Annotated in this window: 16 protein-coding genes; 10 read left to right on the top strand and 6 right to left on the bottom strand. The window is 56.6% G+C overall.

Annotation, left to right across the window (positions count from 1 at the left end; genetic code table 11):
- Nucleotides 1–38: 38 nt before the first annotated feature.
- Both pepF and M655_RS14615 read left to right on the top strand, forming a co-directional pair.
- Entirely contained in the window at nucleotides 39–1,838 is a 1,800-nt protein-coding gene (gene pepF / locus M655_RS14620; RefSeq protein WP_005835298.1) for an oligoendopeptidase F, read from the top strand.
- A 115-nt stretch (nucleotides 1,839–1,953) separates the two neighbouring features.
- The gene (locus M655_RS14615) at nucleotides 1,954–2,268 is read left to right on the top strand and encodes an MGMT family protein (RefSeq protein WP_005835296.1); all 315 of its coding nucleotides are present in this window, start codon (nucleotides 1,954–1,956) and stop codon (nucleotides 2,266–2,268) included.
- Nucleotides 2,269–2,322: 54 nt separating this feature from the next.
- Here M655_RS14615 and M655_RS14610 read toward each other — a convergent pair whose 3' ends face one another.
- A complete protein-coding gene (locus tag M655_RS14610) occupies nucleotides 2,323–2,682 on the bottom strand; it encodes a Lin0512 family protein (RefSeq protein ID WP_005835290.1) in 360 nt (119 codons plus the stop codon).
- A gap of 165 nt (nucleotides 2,683–2,847) precedes the next feature.
- Between M655_RS14610 and M655_RS14605 the strand changes: the two genes are divergently transcribed.
- Nucleotides 2,848–4,812 (top strand): ATP-dependent DNA helicase, encoded by a 1,965-nt coding sequence (locus M655_RS14605; protein WP_026557137.1) that lies wholly within the window; start codon nucleotides 2,848–2,850, stop codon nucleotides 4,810–4,812.
- Between the two features lie 202 nt (nucleotides 4,813–5,014).
- Here M655_RS14605 and M655_RS14600 read toward each other — a convergent pair whose 3' ends face one another.
- The 3 genes from M655_RS14600 to M655_RS14590 form a co-directional block, all read right to left on the bottom strand.
- Nucleotides 5,015–6,637, bottom strand: a complete 1,623-nt coding sequence (locus tag M655_RS14600; RefSeq protein ID WP_005829521.1) for a multicopper oxidase family protein — start codon at nucleotides 6,635–6,637, stop codon at nucleotides 5,015–5,017.
- Between the two features lie 295 nt (nucleotides 6,638–6,932).
- Nucleotides 6,933–7,340: a hypothetical protein gene (locus M655_RS14595; RefSeq protein ID WP_122953421.1), complete on the bottom strand. Its 408-nt coding sequence runs from the start codon at nucleotides 7,338–7,340 to the stop codon at nucleotides 6,933–6,935.
- A 378-nt stretch (nucleotides 7,341–7,718) separates the two neighbouring features.
- Nucleotides 7,719–8,339, bottom strand: coding sequence for a hypothetical protein (locus M655_RS14590; RefSeq protein WP_141333630.1), 621 nt, complete (start codon nucleotides 8,337–8,339; stop codon nucleotides 7,719–7,721).
- A 237-nt stretch (nucleotides 8,340–8,576) separates the two neighbouring features.
- Between M655_RS14590 and M655_RS14585 the strand changes: the two genes are divergently transcribed.
- Nucleotides 8,577–10,718, top strand: coding sequence for an acyltransferase family protein (locus M655_RS14585; protein ID WP_026557139.1), 2,142 nt, complete (start codon nucleotides 8,577–8,579; stop codon nucleotides 10,716–10,718).
- Between the two features lie 80 nt (nucleotides 10,719–10,798).
- Here the strand turns inward: M655_RS14585 and M655_RS14580 are convergent, their stop codons facing one another.
- On the bottom strand, nucleotides 10,799–10,966 hold the full coding sequence (locus M655_RS14580; protein ID WP_157797549.1) for a hypothetical protein: 168 nt from the start codon (nucleotides 10,964–10,966) through the stop codon (nucleotides 10,799–10,801).
- Between the two features lie 50 nt (nucleotides 10,967–11,016).
- Between M655_RS14580 and M655_RS14575 the strand changes: the two genes are divergently transcribed.
- Nucleotides 11,017–11,943, top strand: a complete 927-nt coding sequence (locus M655_RS14575; protein ID WP_026557140.1) for an MsnO8 family LLM class oxidoreductase — start codon at nucleotides 11,017–11,019, stop codon at nucleotides 11,941–11,943.
- 104 nt (nucleotides 11,944–12,047) lie between these two features.
- Nucleotides 12,048–12,965, top strand: coding sequence for a DMT family transporter (locus M655_RS14570; protein ID WP_026557141.1), 918 nt, complete (start codon nucleotides 12,048–12,050; stop codon nucleotides 12,963–12,965).
- Nucleotides 12,966–13,169: 204 nt separating this feature from the next.
- On the opposite strand, the gene M655_RS14565 is transcribed toward M655_RS14570, so the two are convergent.
- Nucleotides 13,170–14,486, bottom strand: coding sequence for a helix-turn-helix domain-containing protein (locus M655_RS14565; protein ID WP_007783597.1), 1,317 nt, complete (start codon nucleotides 14,484–14,486; stop codon nucleotides 13,170–13,172).
- Between the two features lie 388 nt (nucleotides 14,487–14,874).
- On the opposite strand from M655_RS14565, the gene M655_RS14560 reads away from it, so the two are divergent.
- The 4 genes from M655_RS14560 to M655_RS14545 are packed head-to-tail and all read left to right on the top strand — an operon-like array spanning nucleotide 14,875 to nucleotide 18,751.
- Complete coding sequence (locus M655_RS14560) at nucleotides 14,875–15,807, top strand: ABC transporter permease (RefSeq protein ID WP_005829531.1); 933 nt, start codon at nucleotides 14,875–14,877, stop codon at nucleotides 15,805–15,807.
- A gap of 3 nt (nucleotides 15,808–15,810) precedes the next feature.
- The gene (locus tag M655_RS14555; protein ID WP_005829533.1) at nucleotides 15,811–16,755 is read left to right on the top strand and encodes an ABC transporter permease; all 945 of its coding nucleotides are present in this window, start codon (nucleotides 15,811–15,813) and stop codon (nucleotides 16,753–16,755) included.
- A gap of 28 nt (nucleotides 16,756–16,783) precedes the next feature.
- Entirely contained in the window at nucleotides 16,784–17,803 is a 1,020-nt protein-coding gene (locus M655_RS14550) for an ABC transporter ATP-binding protein (protein ID WP_005829535.1), read from the top strand.
- Nucleotides 17,804–18,751, top strand: a complete 948-nt coding sequence (locus M655_RS14545; RefSeq protein ID WP_007783650.1) for an ABC transporter ATP-binding protein — start codon at nucleotides 17,804–17,806, stop codon at nucleotides 18,749–18,751.
- Nucleotides 18,752–18,786 lie beyond the last annotated feature (35 nt).

Here is an 18,786-nt window from a genome sequence, read left to right as displayed (position 1 = left end):
AAACATTTTATTGTAGGAATCATAAGGAGGCAGACACAGTGAAGACGAGACAGACGCGTGACCAGGTAGCCGTGGAATATACATGGAACCTGGATGACTTATTTGCCAGTCAAGCAGCGTGGGAGCAGGAGCTGGACGAGATTATCAGCCAACTGCCGGCCGTAACGGCTTTCAAAGGGCAACTGCACACAGGCGCAGAAACATTGCTGGCCTGCCTGGAAGCAAAAGAAGCGATCGAGGTTCGCGCCAATCTTGCAGCTACCTATGCTCGCCTGCGCTCATCCGAGGACGGAACCAATCCGCAAAATCAGGCAAATTCCGCGCGTGTCGGGGACGTCGTCTCCAGGCTGAACGCAGAGCTTTCGTTTGTGCCATCGGAAATTTTGGCCTTGCCGGACGGCACGATCGAGAAGTTCCTGCAAGAAGAGCCGGGTCTTGCGCCTTTCCGCAAAAGCCTTTCCGATCTGCTGGAAACCAAGCCGTATCGGCTGTCTGCGGAAACCGAAGCGTCGCTTGCCGCACTCGGCGAAGTATTCGGCGCTCCGTACACGATCTACCAGCGCGGGAAGCTGTCCGATATGTCATTTGCGCCCGTGCAGGACGGGGCCGGAGCAGAGCGCCCGGTGTCTTTTGCCCTGTTTGAAGCCGACTACGAAATGTCTGCGGACACGACGCTGCGCCGGGCTGCCTACGAATCGTTTTCAAACACGCTTGCTGCCTACCAAAACTCGTTTGCCGCTGTGTACGCCACTGAGGTGAAAAAGCAAACCGTGCTGTCCAGGCTGCGCGGCTTCGAGACAGTGACTGACATGCTCTTGCACACGCAGCAAGTAACACTGGACATGTACCACAACATTCTCGATATCATCGGCACAGAGCTGGCGCCGCACATGCGCCGCTACGCCAAGCTGAAGGCGCGCGAGCTGGGGCTTGAAAAGCTGAAATTCTGCGACCTGAAGGCGCCGCTTGATCCGGAATTCAGCCCGCCGATTACGATTGAGGAAGCGGGCCGCCTGATTCAGTCTGCTTTGCAAGTAATGGGACCGGAATACTCCGCAATCATGGAAAAGGCGTTGAACGAACGCTGGATCGACTACGTGGACAACGTGGGCAAATCGACAGGAGCGTTTTGCACGACACCGTACGGCAACCACTCCTACATCCTCATTACGTGGTCGGGCAACATGCGCAGCGCCTTCACGCTGGCTCACGAGCTGGGGCACTGCGGCCATTTCACGCTGGCGACCCGCGAGCAAAGCTATACCAATTCGCGTCCGTCCTTGTACTTTATCGAAGCGCCGTCGACGATCAACGAGCTGCTTCTGGGGCAGCACATCATGGCGCAGTCCGACGATCCGCGCCTCAAGCGCTGGGTGATTTTGCAACTGATGAATACGTACTACCACAACTTCGTGACGCACCTGCTGGAAGGCCGCATGCAGCGCAAAGTGTACGAGGCGGCGCAAAACGACGTGCCGCTGACGGCAAAAAAGCTGTCGGAATGGAAAGGGCAAGTGTTGGCGGAGTTCTGGGGAGACGCCGTGGAGCTTGACGAGGCAGCCAGCTTGACGTGGATGCGCCAGCCGCACTACTACATGGGGCTGTACCCGTACACGTACGCGGCGGGCTTGACCGCTTCCACCGCGATGGCAGCGAGCATCAAAGAGGAAGGACAGCCAGCCGTCGATCGCTGGCTGGAAGTATTGAAGGCGGGCGGCACCTTGAAGCCGCTTGAACTGATGCAAAAGGCGGGAGTGGACATGTCCCAGCCGCAGCCGATCCGCGACGCTGTCGCCTACGTGGGCAGCCTGGTAGACGAACTGGAAAGGCTGTTCTAGTTGTAGCCGGGCCAGCCGTTCGCGCAGGCAAACAGGAAAAAAGGCTTGTGATGGCGAAACCGTCACAAGCCTTTTTCAACGTCATCTTTTTACAAGAAAGATAGGAGCGCAGGAAATGACCGAATTTACAGAGCGAGCCGTAAAAATCATCGCCAGCATCCCGCCGGGCAGCGTCATGACGTACGGACAGATCGCCGCCTTGGCGGGAAGTCCGCGCGGAGCCAGACAAATTGTGCGGATTCTCCACTCCATGTCGCAAAAATACAAGCTTCCGTGGCATCGGGTCATCAATGCCAAAGGCAAAATCGGATTGCAGGACCGCGATTCCATGAATTTGCAAAAAATGCTGCTGGAAGGCGAAGGCGTAGCAGTCTCCGAGGCAGGGGAGATTGACCTCGAACGCTATCAGCACCATCCCGATTCGCTTTAGGCAGCTTGACCGCCTTCGTGTCGCCCAGCCCAGCCCAATCCGGCTCGGCCTAGCCTAGTAGCCTACTTCCACAGAGGCAATGACGACGTAAGCCAGATCGTTTTTGTCATCCTTTTCCGCGATCACGACGCCGCTTGACGTCAGCATGCCGCCGTCCACGACCTCAAACGACACTTCTCCGTACGGCAATTCGGCGCGCACGGTGTCCAGATCGAGCTTGTCGCGGTCGGCTGGCACAGCGAGGCGGACGTTGACCTTCATATTGTGAATATCGTTGCCGGGCAGCACGGAGCGCAGCCCTGGCATCGAATTGTGATGGATCGCGTTTTGGACAGCGCGAACGGCTGCTTTCGTGACGTTTTGCCCGTGGAGATCAATCCCCATTCCGATTTCGATAAACATGACCTTGTCCATTGTCGCATTCACTCCTACATTTTCCTTCGGTGTTCCTCTTTCATCTTACCACGGATCGCGATTTTTTCGCTCCTGACGTCTTGTGTTTCTCCACAAGTCATGTCATCATTACACTTTGGCATCATTGCTCGATGATTCTTTTACCATAATGGAGGCAGGTCTGAAGTGGAACGGTATCCTTTTGCCCACGATCCGGCCCAGCCGTTCATCCCGCAGGTGAGCGACTGGGTAGCGGACGTTTTTTACGATACGTTGCCAGAGGCGGGCTTCGAGGTCCGCGATGAGCAAATCTACATGGCGTTTCAGCTTGAACGGGCCTTCCAGGAAAAGCGGACGATTTTCGCCGAGGCGGGAGTCGGGACGGGCAAAACGCTCGCCTACCTGCTGTACGCGGTCTGCTATGCCCGCTATATGAGAAAGCCGGCGATCATCGCCTGTGCCAACGAGTCGCTGATCGAGCAGCTCGTGAAGCCGGAAGGGGACATCGCCAAGCTGGCCAGGCACCTCAACCTGACGATTGACGCGCGACTGGGAAAATCGCCGGACCAGTATATTTGCTTGCGGAAGCTGGACGAGGCCCGTCACCAACTGGATGGCGATGAAGTTTTCCAGGAAATTTACGAGGGGCTGCCGTCTTTTGTGCACACGCACGAAGCGCTCCAGTCGTTTTATCCGTACGGGGACCGCAGCGCTTACGCGGCATTGAACGACCAGCAGTGGGCGAAGATGAACTGGGATGCGTTCCAGGACTGCTTTGTCTGCGACAGGCAGCATCGGTGCGGACAGACGCTGTCGCGCGACCACTACCGCAAGTCTGCCGATCTCATCATCTGTTCGCATGATTTTTACATGGAGCACGTCTGGACGTACGAGGCGAGAAAGCGGGGCGGACAGCTTCCGCTTTTGCCGAGCCACAGCTCCGTCATTTTTGACGAAGGGCATTTGCTGGAGCCTGCCGCGCAAAAGGCGTTGACCTACAAGCTGAACCACGCCGTTTTTGAAGAGATCATTACGCGGCTGCTGCAAGGAGAGATCAGGGAGTCGCTGGCCGTCGCCATCGAAGAAGCGATCATCCAGAGCGAGGAACTGTTTTCGCGCTTGAACGCCGAGAGCAAGCCAGTCGCGGGCTCCGCGCGCAAGGAAATCGTGTTTCATCCCGAACTGATTGCAGCCATTCACCGCTTTACGAGCCTGATTGGCTCGATTGAAGAGGAGCTGGCGCTGGAGAGCGGCCTGTACACGCTGGACGACTTTCAGTTGCGGATCGTCGAGGAGCATCTGGAAATGATGCAGCTCGCTCTCGGCCTGTTCCAGCGGCCCGATCACGTCATTTCCTGGATGAGCGAAGAGTGGACAGGCCCGACCTTGGTCGTCATGCCCAAAATGGTGCAGGAAGTGCTCCGGGAGCGCGTTTTCTCGCAAAACATGCCGATCGTTTTCTCGTCTGCGACTTTGTCGGTAGAAAATTCGTTTGCCTACATCGCGGACAGCCTGGGCATTGAAGACTACTTGTCGTTTTCCGTCGCTTCCCCGTACGACTACGCGGAGCAGATGGAAGCTTTCGTTCCGCCGCTGTCCTGTACGCAGCCGTTCGCCGAAAAAATGGAGCTGGCTGTCGCCTTGCTGCAAAAAACCGGGGGACGCGCGCTGCTTTTGTTTTCCTCCCTGGAAGAAATGCGGGAGTTCAAAAACGCGGCGGAAGCGTACCCTGCGTGTGCCTCGATGCGCTTTTTGTACGAAGGCGACGCGGAAATCAGCCACCTGATCTCCTGTTTTCAAAACGACGAGGAAAGCATCCTGTGCGCCGTCTCGCTATGGGAAGGGCTGGATGTGCCGGGGCCGTCTCTCTCGAACGTCATCATCTGGTCGCTGCCGTTTCCGCCGAACGATCCGGTGTTTGCCGCCAAGCGAAAAAGCGCAGCGTCGCCGATGGAAGAGGTCGACCTGCCGTACATGTTGCTGCGACTGCGCCAAGGGATTGGCCGCCTGATTCGCACCCGCGAGGACAGAGGCATCGTCTCCATACTGAGCCCGGAGTTGTGGAGAGACGAACAGTTGCGAAAGCACGTGCAGAGCGTCTTTCCCGCAGGCGTGCGATGGCGCGAGACGCTTGCGAGCGAGGTTGTGTAAGCGAGCTCAAGCTTTGGGCAAGACCGCTTTTGGCTAGGTGCAAAAGTCCAGCGGGGCGCACGTGCGGCGCTTTGCGAAGAAACGGCGCTTCCGTCGTTTCTGTTCCAAAAAGCAAAAAGGCAGGAGCCAGATGGATGGCGTCCTGCTTTTTTGTGCGTAGCGGTTTTCGTTTTTGCCGTAGCGGGTGCAAGCGCGAATGTTGTTACTCCGGCATGTTGCCGACGGTCGGATCGACGACGAAGTCCCGCTGGAAGCCCGCGTATTTGACCTCGGACACCATCCCTTTGGCCGCATGCCCCAGGTCGTGGCAGTGGAACATCCACTCGCCGGGATTGTCAGCCGCAAAGGCGACGACGTAGGACTCGCCTGGCAGCACATTCAAGGTGTCCTTGACCAGCGGCGAGCCGGACACGGGCTGGCCGTTTTTGCTCAGCACCTGGAAGAAGTGTCCGTGCAAATGCATCGGGTGGACGTCCTCCGGCGAGTTGTTGACGATGGTCACCTTGACCCGGTCGCCTTTTTTTACATCCAGCGGAGGGACGTTCGGGAACGTTTGGCCGTTGATCGTAAACACCATCTGCCCGTCGCGCGAGTCGGTGTTCAAGTCCATTCGGTATGTGATATCGTACGGCTGCTCCAGCGAAAAGCTGCTTTGGGCCGCTTCGCCGTATCGGGTGAGATCAATGACCGGGAGTTGACCCGACTCCGGTTTGGCCTGCGCCGCTTCGTAGCCTTCGTAGACGATAGGCACGGCAAGCGATTTGGCGCCAGGGTTGTCGCTTCGCTCCTCCAGCAGCCATGTTCCCGGGTTGTTCGCTACAAATTCGAGATCGTAGCGCTCGCCGGGGGCGATGTTGAGCAACTGTCCGCTCGTGAGCGGCGGATTGTGCAGCGGCTGCCCGTCCGTGGAAACGATTTGGAACGCATGTCCTTGCAGGTTCAGCTTGTGCGACAAATACCCGGCATTGATGAGGCGGATGCGGACTTTTTCGCCTTCCTTCACGCGCAGCGGAGCGATGGCAGGTCCCGTCTTCCCGTTGACGGAAAAGATCGTGTACATGAGCGGCATCATTTTCGCGTCGCTCATGTTCGCCATGTCGTGGCCGCTCGCAGCAGAGGTGGCGGGAGCGGCGTGGTCAGCACCGTGGTTCATGCCTGCCATCGAGCCGCCGCCACCGTGCATTTCGGCCATGCTGTCGTCCTGCATCCATTCGTCGAGGACGAGCGTGACGTCTTTGTCTGCTGGCTCCGGCGTTTTCGGCTCGACGACGAGCGAGCCGTACAGCCCTTTGTCGACCTGCCTGGAGCTGTTTTGATGCGAGTGGTACCAGTACGTTCCCGCCACGTCGACCTTGAAGCGGTAGGTGAAGCTTTCGTTTGGCTTCACCGCATTTTGCGTGACACCGGGGATGCCGTCCATGTTGTTTGGCACAGGCAGCCCGTGCCAGTGGATCGTCACCGGCTCCGGCAGTTCATTTTTCAAGGTGACGGAAATCGTCTCGCCCTGCTTGACGCGAAGCTGCGGTCCAGGGACGGTTCCGTTGTAGGTCCAGGCTGTTTTCATCGTCTGGTCGTCGAGGTGCAGCATGCTCTCTTTTGCCGTGAGGGTGAACGTATTGCCCGTCAGCACCTCCATGGCATTGTCGCCTGACGCAGTCATCGGTTGGGAGGGAGCAGCCGGTTGCTGCGTCGCGCTTTGGTCGGCTCCCATGTCGTGCCCGGCGTGGCCCGCGGTCGTCGCTTGCTCGGTCGAGCAGGCGGACAGAAGCAGCAGACCGCCCAGCAAAAGCGGGAAGGCTGTGCTTCGTAACGATGATTTGTTCATGATTCTGGCGTCCTCCTTTGCGCACTTTCGAAAAAAGCGTAGCAAAGGAATGTGGAGAAACCATGAAGGCGCGAGGGACGGGGAGGAAAAAAAGCGGCTTTTTCTGCGGCGGGAAAAGCGGGAAAGTGGCAAAGCGTCAAATCACCAAATCACCAAAGCACAAAAGCGTCAAAATACCAAAATACCAAAATACCAAAATACCAAAATACCAAAATACCAAGGCGCCGCCCAACGGCCAGTCCAACGGCCAGTCCAACGGCCAGTCCAACGGCCAGTCCAACGGTCAGTCCAACGGTCAGTCGCCGCGCCTGTTTGAATCGGCGCTCGCCAGCGCGTGCTTTTGCGCGTCGCGTTTTGGCCGTCCCAGGCCATGAACAGCGATCAGGCGAAAAAAGACAGCGGCATCCCGGCAAGTGAGCCATGGTGCAGGCAGCTCATGCCGCTCGTAAGCAGTCTGACCAGCACGCAGCAGCCAAGCCCCGGCACAGCGCCAACCGTCCCGCGCCATGAACAGCGACCAGGCGAAAAAGGACAGCGGCATCGCGGCAAGCGAGCCATGGTGCAGGCAGCTCATGCCGCTCGTAAGCAGTCTTGACCAGCACGCAGCAGCCAAGCCCAGGCACAGCGCCATCCGTCCCGCGCCAAAAACCCCGACGGCGAAGCCGAGAAAACAGAGCCGGAAAAACAAGGCTTGCTTTTGCAAATGTATGACACTTCTGTTACGATCTGAGCGAAACCGGCGAAGAGAGCGTGAAAAATGCTATAATGGAGTATCCTCCATGCAAAAATGAAAGTAGATTGGGACAGGGATGGTGTTCACTTTTGGGTAACGTGGATTTTGCAAGCTTACCTTGGAATTTGTTTTGGATCGGAATCTCCTATTTTTTGGTGACCGGCGCTTTCTTCTGTATTGGCTTTATGCGTCTTGTATCCCAGCGGGTGAAAAGCGGCATCGTCTGTATGGTCATCGCGGTCATCAGCGGGGGACTATTCCTGAACTATTTGTTTACTCATCACATTTAATTTTCGAAACCATGGCTCTGCCAAGCCATGGACGAATCCTGGTTGCACCTATACCGGATCAGAATGATCTGGACAAAACATCCCATGCGGGCCTGATGTGTATCGGACATCCTGATTCGATAGCAGTACATAGTGGAGCTGACGGTGGAAACGCGCCGTCAGCTTTTTGCGTCTGTCCGGCCCGGAAAAAAGAGGCATGCCGCCCGGAAAAATGCGCATAAAACCAGGCCATTTGGCTGAAGACAGAAGCGCTGCTCCCTGTCTTTTGCCGCAGCTTTTGGCGCCTGTGATTTCCCGGAAAAAATCGGCAGGGAATGTAAACAATTTGTAACGCGTTTTTGTCTTTGTGCGTCTTATAATCAGGATACAAGAGGTTGCCGGGCACAAAGCAGAAGGCATGAAAAAGGTGACCGGGCAACTGATTTGGGCCGATCAGATTTTCTTGCAAAAATCCGGTCGGCACCGATGCAGCGAAGGCTTCGTCCACATCGTTGGAAAAGTCTGGTTTGCGCACAAAAATCAGGAAGGAAAGAGGGGAAACAGCCATACATAAGAAGAAGGCGCACACATTACGGAAAGTACGTAGGGCACCACATCCTGAATACGGGCAATGATGATTGGAGGATTCATTTTCCATTGCAGATAATGAACGAGACCAACCCCCGTTTTCTTCAGCCAACCTTTAAGAAACCTGGGGTTTTTGCATTCATATAGCACGCAATTCCCGATGTGTAATGACTGCCCCCGTCAACTAATAACGAAACAGAACGGAATTAAAAGGGGAGAGTGCAGATGAGCTGCATGGCGAGCACGGTAAGCAAGAACAAAGCAATGGTTTTTTCGAATGGCAAGGATCTGACGCACAAGCAAGTGGAAGTACGGACTCGCCAAACAAACAGCAGAGGAGGCCGCCACCATGCCTGAACCGATCAAGGCTTCCAACAGCCGTTACATGCCCGGAATCGACGGGCTGAGGGCACTGGCGGTACTCGCAGTCATTATTTATCACTTGAATTACAATTGGGCGCCGGGAGGACTGCTCGGAGTCGGGATCTTTTTCGTCCTCTCGGGTTACCTGATTACTGATTTGCTGATTGCCCAGTGGAGCAGGCACGGGCGATTGGATATGAAAGACTTCTGGCTGCGCAGGGCCAGACGGCTGTTGCCGGCACTGTTGCTGCTGATGGTCGTCGTCGTGATGAGCGTCGCGCTGTTTGTCCCGGAGCAAATGGGACGCTTGCGCGGGGATGTGTGGGCGGCTGTTTTTTACGTCAGCAACTGGTGGCTGGTCTTTTCCGAAGTATCGTATTTTGAAAAGTTTGGCCCGCCTTCGCCGCTCGGTCACCTCTGGTCGTTGGCTGTAGAGGAGCAGTTTTACTTGATCTGGCCTCTCCTGGTCGCGCTCGGGCTGTCCGTGGTCAAACGCCGCGGCCCGCTCGTGATGCTGACGCTCGGCCTGGCTGCACTCTCGGCAATCCTGATGGCCGTGCTGTATGTGCCGGGAGAAGACCCGAGCCGGATTTACTACGGAACCGATACACGGGTGTTCGCCCTTTTGATCGGTGCTGCTCTGGCCATGATGTGGCCGAGTCGCAAGCTGACCACGAACATCTCCGGCAAGGCGCGTCTGACGCTGGACGTGGTCGGAGCTGCGAGTCTCGCGATTTTGCTTCTGTCGATCTGGAAAACGAACCAGTACGATGACTTTTTGTATCAGGGCGGGCTGGTGCTGCTGTCGATTGTAAGCGCGCTTTTGGTAGCCGTCCTCGCCCATCCGGCAAGCGCCCTGGCGAAGGTGATGGGCTGCGAGCCGCTCAAATGGCTCGGCGTGCGCTCGTACGGCATTTATTTGTGGCATTATCCCGTAATCGTACTCACGAGTCCGACTGGTATGGAGGACGGAGGCGTGATCGCGGTCGTGCGCGCCGCTCTGCAACTTGTCGCTTGCATCGTGCTGGCCGCCTTGTCCTGGAAATACGTCGAGGAACCGATTCGCCACGGCGCGCTGGGCAGACTGTGGGCGAACGTCGGCTCGGGCAAAAAGCGGGGGGCTTCCAAGCGTTCTACCCGCATCCTCGCCACAGGATGCGCCTTCGCGCTGTGCGTCATTTACTTTGGAGTCGCGACCTTGACTTCCGGCGCTACCGCTGGCAACAGCACCCCGCAGCCAAAGCCGGTGGAGTCGGCCTCCGCCGCAGACACTGCGGGACAAAAGGAACAGGCTGCCGAGCGCGCCGGAAAACCGTACGGCCCGGAAGTGCCAGCCGTTGTGAAGAAGCCGGACCCGGCACCGAAGCCAGATAGCCAGACGGCGGCAAAGCCGAAAAACGAAACAAAGCCAAACGCAACCAAGCCTGCTGCGGACAGCACCAAGCCCGCGCAAAATCAGGACAATTCCGCCGATTCCAAACAGCCGAAAGCTTCGGATGCGCCAGCCGTCGCTGTCCAATCCGGCAAAGGAATTACTGCCATCGGCGACTCGGTCATGCTCGACGTGGAGCCGTATCTGGAAAAGCTTTTGCCCGGGATCGTAATTGACGGCAAGGTCGGTCGGCAAATGTCGCAAGCGCCTGACACGATTGCCGCCTTGAAAGCGCAAGGGCGGCTCGGCAATCGCGTCATCATCGAGCTGGGGACGAATGGCTCCTTTAGCAAAGGCCAACTGGATAAGCTGCTAAAGGCATTGAATGGCGTGGAGCAAATTATCGTCATCAACACGCGGGTTCCGAAGCCTTGGGAAAGCGTTGTCAACCAGACTTTGGCAGATGTGGAGGCAACCCATCCGAACGTCAAGCTGATCGACTGGCATGCGGCCAGCGCCGGGAAAAACTCGTACTTTTACAAGGACGGCGTGCATCTCAACTCCGAGGGCGCACGGGCGTACGCGCTGCTCGTAGCCAGCGCGCTCGCTCCGACCGAAGCGGACAAGGAGAGCGAGGCGCAAGCACCGAAGCCAAATGAGGAAAAGCCGCAACAGCAACAGCCAGCGGCTCAGGAGGACAACAAGCAGGAGCATGCGCAAAAAGAACCGCAGGAAGCGGAAGAAGCGCAGCCATAAACGGAATCGCACAAAACAGGCCAGTCTGCCGAAAGGGGGCTGGCCTGTTTTTATGTTGTGAGAGTTGCTAGTAGTAGTATTCACGTCAGCATCCAGACTGGCAGGCAAACAGCCGGACGCCGCATTTGTCGAAACAGTTGCCATCTGGATCGTTGTGGAATCGCACCGGATAGCGCTATAGTGAACAAGACAGGCCCGATCGCTGGAACGTCATAGGCGGCAAGCAGTCCCATCGACTTTGCTGCCAAAACATAGAGGCGCCTGGCAAAAGAACAAGGCAGTTAGGTGGAATGCACATATGACTTTAGAAAAACTAAGCGTGCTGGATTTGTCGCCCATCTACGGGGGAGTCGATCCGGCTGTTGCCCTGCGGCAATCAGTGCTGCTGGCCCAAACCGCTGAAGCGCTCGGCTACTGCCGTTACTGGGTGTCCGAGCATCACGACATGCCCGGATTGGCTTCGTCTGCGCCGGAAGTTTTGCTCGCGCATATCGGGGCACAGACGAGCAGCATCCGGATTGGGTCGGGAGCGGTGCTGCTGCCGCATTACAAGCCGTACAAAGTGGCCGAAGCTTTTCATCTGCTTTCGACCTTGTACCCTGGGCGAATCGATCTTGGCGTCGGCCGCGCGCCGGGAGGCTCTGCGCATGCGACGATGGCGTTGAACGACCATTTTTTGCAGCAGGTTGGCCGGATGCCGGAGCTTGTCGCGCAACTGGCTGCCTTGCTGGGTCACGCGTTCACCGTCGAGGGCGAGCCTGTCCTCGCCCGACCGCTCCCGCCACAGCCGCCGCAGCTATGGTTGCTCGGGACCAATCAAAAAAGCGCGGGCTACGCCGCGGCAAACGGGGCAGGCTACGCGTTCGGCCTGTTTATGAGCGAAGCGGAAGGGGAGGACGTCATTGCCGCGTACAAGCGAGACTACAAGCCGTCCGTCCGGCAGCCAAAGCCGGAGGTCATCGTTGCCGTCGGCGTCATTTGCGCCGAGACGATGGAGGAGGCGAGCGCCTGTGCGCAAGCGAGCAGCGCCGCGTTCCGCAGGCCGCCGATCGCGGGCGACCCGCTTTTTGTCCGGGAAAAGCTGCAAGAACTGGCAGAGCGCTATCAAGCAGCGGAAATCATGGTCATCACCGACATTCCGGATTACGCCAAACGGCTGCGCTCCTACGAGCTGATTGCCCACTCCGTCTTTGACCTTGGTTCCCCGGCTTGCCGCCAGACATAAATTGGGGCAGAGTATGGCGCATCTGCACATGGACTTTTTTGGCCTTCTCATGTACGATTGCATACGGGATTCCATCATGTAACGGGTGAAAGAAGGAAAAAACGATGATTCGTTCATACTTGCTGCTGCTTTTTTGTGTGACGCTGTGGGGAAGCAACTTTGTGTTCGGAAGCATGCTGGTCAAAGAGTTTCCTCCGCTGTTTCTCGCCGATGTCCGGCTGATTTTCACGTCGCTGTTTTTGATTTTGTACGCCTGGCTGACGAAAAAATTCGTGAAAATTACGCTGCGCGAGCTGGGGCTGCTCGTCTTGCTCGGACTCATCGGCACCCTGGCCAATCAGACGGCGTATTTCAACGGCCTGCTGACGACAGACGCCACGACCGCCTCGCTGATCCTGTCGCTGGCGCCGATTGTGACAGCCGTTCTGGCCTCGCTGTTTTTGAAGGAGCAGTTTACGCTGCGCATGAAAATCGGTTCGGGCATCGCCTTGCTCGGCACTTTTTTCGTCGTGGGGATTGGAGCGGGTCTCTCCATCTCCAAAGGCGTGCTGTTGATCGTGATTGCGATGGTGACGTTCTCGGCGTCGATGATTATCATTCGCAAGCTGACGCAGACGATGCAGCCGTTCATTACGACGGTGTATTCGACGACGGTCGGGACGCTGTTTTTGACGCCTGCGGCGATGCTGACGCTCGATTCCACGGCGCACATCAGCCATGAAGCGTGGGCGTGGGGCATGTTGATCGTCACCGCGATTCTCATGCAAGGCGTGTGCGGGATCGTCTGGAATTCGCAGTTGAAAATTGTCGGGACAGGGAAGGCGGCAATTTTTCTCAACTTGCAGCCGTTCGTGGCGATGCTCGCCGGCTTTTTGCTGCTCGGCTCGCAGGTGACCGCGATCCAGGCGGGCGGCTCTCTTTTGATCGTCGCAGGCGTCGTCGTCGCCAGCGTGCGCTCGAAGCGGTCCGCGCAGGCGGCGGCGCAAAGGCTCGCCGATCGTCCGAATCGCTGCAACGTTTAGAACCATACAAAAGCCAAAAACCAAACGGCAAAAAACCAGTCCGCCACGTCATCGCTTCAAACGCGCACCGTGCCTGCGACTGGTTTTTTGTACTGTACAGATAACAATGGATAAGCTGGTTATCGAGCATTCGTGCAACTAAGGCTGCGCCAAGCCGTTGGCGGCGCGGCCAAGTTTTCTAATCGGGCATGCGGACGATTGTACTTACGGGCTGTCCGATAAAGCGGGGAGAACGCGGTAAATTTTGCGCGGGCGTCCGCGATTGGTCGGGGTTTCCTCGCCGATCTGCTCGATGACGTTGTGCTCCGCCAGATCGCTCAAAATCCGTCTGGCATTGCGCGGCGTCATGCCCATCCATTCGGCCATTTCCGCCGCGCTGATGTAATTTTGCCCCAACGCCTTTTGCACCGAAATGATTTTGTTCAAGGTCGTAATGCTGACCCCGGCCTTTTTCAGTCCTTCGCTGATCTCCTTGTCCTCTGTCCAGTACTCGTAGCTGATGCTTTTGGCCTGGCGCAAGGGGCCTTCGATGGAGCCGTCGTGATCGACGAGAATCGCGGCGTTTCCGTGCTTTTTGGCGTGGACGAGCGCGAGCTGCGCGTTGCGTTCGGCCGCCAGCGCGGTGACGCCAAAGCCGATGCCCATATTGGCTGTCGAGTTGGTGAGCAGCATGATTTTTTCCAGCAGGCACGTCGGATGGAACGCCGGGTTGTCTTCGAACGAGCCGCGCGTAGAAAACAAAATGAACTTGTAGTTGCCCAACGAGACGAAGCTTCCCGAGATGGATTCGGTGTAGTCGAGCACGATCTCCTGCAGCTTGAGGTCGAGGCGGCGCAAATCGTAAGCGTTTGCAGGTTCATTGGCGAGCTTGTCCATATCGGATACTTCCAGCAGTTGCACGGCGATTTGCGACCGTTTGAAGTGCAGCGTCTCGCCCTCCTGCAAAATTTGCTTGAAAATTTCGCGGAACGTCAGACGGGTGAAGCCCATCCGGTACACCTTGATCCCTTGGCGCTGCAGTTCTTCGGTCACGGACAGCATCCCGGTGACGCAGGCGTCTACTTTTCCTTCCCGGACGAGAGCCGTGTGATAGGCGACGAGGTGGTTGGTGAGCCGGAACTCCTGGTACGGATTGAGATACGGCTGCTCGCACGTCAGCCCAAGCTCCTCCAGCGTTTCGCGAAAATGCATTTCTGATACGGTATCGAAGCTGACGCGATCCAGCGATAGCCCGTCGCGGTACACCAATTCCAGGAGCACCTTCGTCAGCACACTGGCGTTGATTTGCGGATAAAAAGCTTTTTGCTTGTGCAGATGCTGCTTCGCCATCGAGTAGGGGCCAATCCCGGAGAAAAACCAGATATCTACCTCCGGCTCGTTTTCTACCACGATCGTAGCCGCTTCCTCCGCGCGCTGGTAAACAAACGGAATCAGGACGAGGCGGTCTGCGAACTCTCGTCCCACCTTTTTCATCAATTCCACGGAATCTTTCGGACCTACTAAGCCGACTCTTATAATCATCATGTCCTCCAACTAAACGGTAAAGTACGGGATAACCTATTCGTCACGAAGTGGATCGATCCTCTTTTCGGCATTATCGTATCGTTATATTCCTGATGCCAATGCCATAAATACCCAGCCCAAGCAAAGGAAATCCAGCACGTGAGCAAAAGGCGTTTAAGGGATGTTTTAGGGAAAAATTCCGTATTAGCGTAGTTTACTATTAGAACAGGCGAGTTGCAACCGATGAAAAAATTATGAGTAAAACAAAAAAATCAGAATTGACATTAAATACAGATATCACTATATTGTTGATTTAAGGAATGTTTTAGGTTAATTTCCGTTAAAGGGGGCCGAACGAGAGAGAAGCACGTTTTTTGCAAGCCTGGATAGGGGGAATAAGAAGAAAATGGCGCGTTACTTGTTAAAACGAATTTTGATGATGGTCGTTACGCTGTGGATTATCGTTACGCTGACGTTTTCCTTAATGCACATGATCCCGGGCGATCCGTTCGCCTCGGAATCCGATCAGCTCCCGGAGCAAATTTTGCTCAACTTGCGCGCCAAGTACCATCTGGATGAGCCGCTGCCGATGCAGTATTTGTCTTATCTGAAAAGCTTGGCGATGCTGGACCTGGGCCCTTCGATCAAATCAGAGACACGCGGGGTCAACGATATGATTAAAGACGGCTTCGGGGCGTCGGCCCTGATCGGGATGCAGGCAATCGTCATTGCGCTTTTTTTTGGACTGATATTCGGAATAATTGCGGCATTAAACCGAAATACATGGATTGATTATGCGGCGATGGTCATGGCCGTCCTGGGGATTGCGGTACCGAGCTTCATCATGGCGCCGCTGTTGATTAACTATCTGGCGATCAAGTGGCCACTGTTCCCGGTCGCGACGCTCGCAAGCTGGAAGCATTCCGTGTTGCCTTCCCTGGCACTTGCCTTCGGGCCGCTCGCGATCATCACGCGCTACATGCGGACGAGCATGATCGAAGTCATGAACCAGAACTACATACGGACAGCGGAGGCAAAAGGGATTCCGACTTTTCTGATTGTAGTCCGCCACGGCATTCGCAACGCGATTTTGCCGGTCGTCACGTTCCTCGGTCCGCTGGTGGCCGGGCTTTTGACCGGAACGTTCGTCGTCGAGAAAATTTTCGCGGTGCCGGGTATCGGGAAATATTTCGTGGACGGTATTTTCAACCGGGATTATCCGGTCATTTTGGGAACAACGGTGTTTTACAGCGCGATTCTCGTGCTGATTATTTTCTTGATTGACCTGGCGTACATGTTCATTGATCCGCGCATCAAATTGTCGAGCAGGGGGAGGTAGCCAATGGCGGCAGAACAAGCAGCGAATGAGCTGTTTCGACCAAGAGCACAAAAAACAGACGGGCAAGCTGTCCAGATGCGGCCGAGCCTGACCCATTTTCAACAGGTGACGCGCAAGCTCGTCCGCAACAAGCTCGCGATGGTAGGCTTTACGCTCATCGTGCTGATGGTGGTCATGGCCATCGTCGGGCCGCATCTGGTGCCGTACAGCTACTCGGACCAGAGCCTTTTGACCGCGAATCAGGAAATATCCGCCGAGCATTGGTTCGGGACGGACGAGCTTGGACGGGACATGTTTTCCCGCACCTGGTACGGAGCGCGAATCTCGCTCATCATCGGCGTCACAGCGGCGCTGATTGACCTCGTGATCGGGGTCACGATCGGAGGGATTGCCGGATACATGGCGGGCCGGGGAAAACGCGGCGACCGCATCGACACGATCATCATGCGTCTGATCGAGGTGCTGTACGGCTTGCCGTACTTGCTGGTCGTCATCATGCTGATGGTCGTCATGGAGCCGGGAATTTTGACGATTATCATCGCCTTGTCGGCAACTGGTTGGACCGGGATGGCCCGGCTCGTGCGCGGGCAGATTTTGCAGTTGAAAAACCAGGAGTTCATTATGGCGGCCCAGGTGCTCGGGGCAAAATTTCCGCGCATCCTGCTGCGCCACCTGATTCCGAACACGATTGGCGTCATTATCGTCAACCTGACGTTCACCATTCCGTCGGCGATTTTTGCCGAATCGTTCCTGAGCTTTCTCGGCTTGGGGGTACAAGCTCCCATCGCTAGCTGGGGGACGATGACGAACGATGCGCTGGGCGTGATTTTGACCGGAGACTGGTGGAGGCTGTTCTTCCCGGCTTTGATGATCTCGCTGACGATGTTCGCCTTCAACGTTTTCGGCGATGGCTTGCAGGACGCACTCGACCCGCGGATTCGTGAGTAACCGCGCCCAAGGATAGGAGGAACCGGGCATGACAGAGCAATTGCTGCAAGTAGAAAACCTCCGGGTACATTTCAAGACATACGGGGGAGAAGTACAGGCGGTGCGCGGCGTCACGTTTCACGTCGACCGCGGCGAAACCGTCGCTGTAGTCGGAGAGAGCGGCTGCGGAAAGAGCGTGACCGCCCAGGCGATCATGGGCTTGATCCCGAATCCGCCGGGACGGATCGTCGACGGGCGCATCCGCTTTGCCGGAAAAGACATCACGAGCCTGAGCAAAAAAGAGCTGCTCGCCTTGCGCGGCGCCGAAATCGGGATGGTGTTCCAAGACCCGATGACCGCACTGAACCCGACGATGAAGGTAGGAGCCCAGATCGTGGAAGGCTTCGTGCGCTCTCAGCAGGTGACGAAGGAAGAAGCGCGGCAAAAGGCCATGGAAATGCTGCGGCTGGTCGGCATTCCCGATCCGGAAAAACGGGTCGATCAATACCCGCACGAATTTTCCGGCGGCATGCGCCAGCGCGTCGTCATCGCCATCGCGCTGGCCAACAATCCGAAGCTGGTGATCGCCGACGAGCCGACTACGGCGCTCGACGTGACGATTCAGGCGCAAATTCTCGATTTGCTGCGCGAACTGCAAGCCAAGCAGCAGCTTTCTATCGTGATGATTACGCACGATCTGGGGGTCGTAGCGGAGATCGCGCACCGCGCTGTCGTCATGTACGCAGGGATCGTCGTCGAGACGGGCAAGGTCGAGGACATTTTCGCCAATCCGAAGCACCCGTACACATGGGGGCTGATGCGCTCGCTGCCGCGTATTGATGGCGAGGAAAAAGAACGGCTCGTGCCGATCGAAGGCGCGCCGCCAGACTTGTTCCATCCGCCAAAAGGCTGCCCGTTTGCCCCGCGCTGCCAGTTTGCGATGGAAATATGCGAGCAGCAGATGCCAGAGGCTAGCGTGTTTGAAAATGCACACCAGGCAGCATGCTGGTTGCATGATCCTCGGGCGCCCAAGCTGGATGAGCTCGTAGCAGCAGGGAGGCAGACGTAGATGAGTGAGTCATTGCTGGAAGTAAAAAATTTGAAGAAACATTTCGAGATTGGCAACGGCATCCAGCTCAAGGCGGTAGATGGGGTCACGTTTTCGATCAAGCGGGGAGAGACGCTCGGGCTGGTAGGGGAAAGCGGCTGCGGAAAGTCGACGCTCGGCAGGACGATGATTCGCCTGTACGACCGGACAGACGGCGAAGTTTTGTTCAAGGGCAAAAATGTACACCAATTAAAAGGAAAAGACTCGGCGCAGTTCAACCGCGATGTGCAGATGATCTTCCAGGACCCGCAGGCCAGTCTCAATCCGCGCATGACGGTCATGGATATTATCGCAGAAGGCTTGGACATCCACGGCTTGTCGCGCGGGGCGCGCGCCGATCGGGTCAAGGAGCTGCTGGAGCTGGTCGGTCTCTCCAAGCAGCACGCCAGCCGGTTTCCGCATGAGTTTTCCGGCGGTCAGCGGCAACGGATCGGCATCGCGCGGGCACTGGCGGTCGAGCCGGAATTTATCATCGCCGACGAGCCGATTTCTGCGCTCGATGTGTCGATCCAGGCGCAGGTCGTCAATCTGCTGGAAGATTTGCAGCAGGACAAAGGGCTGACCTACCTGTTCATCGCCCACGACCTGTCGATGGTCAAGCATATCTCGACGAAAATTGGCGTCATGTACTTAGGGAAAATGGTGGAAATGGCCGAGAGCTTCGAGCTTTACGCCAAACCATTGCATCCATATACGCAAGCCTTGTTGTCATCGATCCCGATTCCCGACCCGACGATCAAGCGGGAGCGCATCATTTTGCAGGGGGATTTGCCGAGCCCTGCCAATGCTCCGAGCGGCTGCGTCTTCCGGACGCGCTGCCCGAAAGCAACCGAGCAATGCGCACAAGAGGTGCCGGAGTGGATCGAGGCGGCGCCCAACCATTGGGTCGCCTGCCATTTGTATCGGTAGTACGATTTTACATCTTTTTATACAGGGGGAACCAT

The sequence above is a fragment of the Brevibacillus sp. NSP2.1 genome, assembly GCF_000470975.2.
Taxonomy (GTDB): Bacteria; Bacillota; Bacilli; order Brevibacillales; family Brevibacillaceae; genus Brevibacillus; species Brevibacillus agri.
The sequence above is the reverse complement of the archived record's forward strand: the minus strand, read 5'-3'. Positions and strand labels throughout refer to the sequence as shown.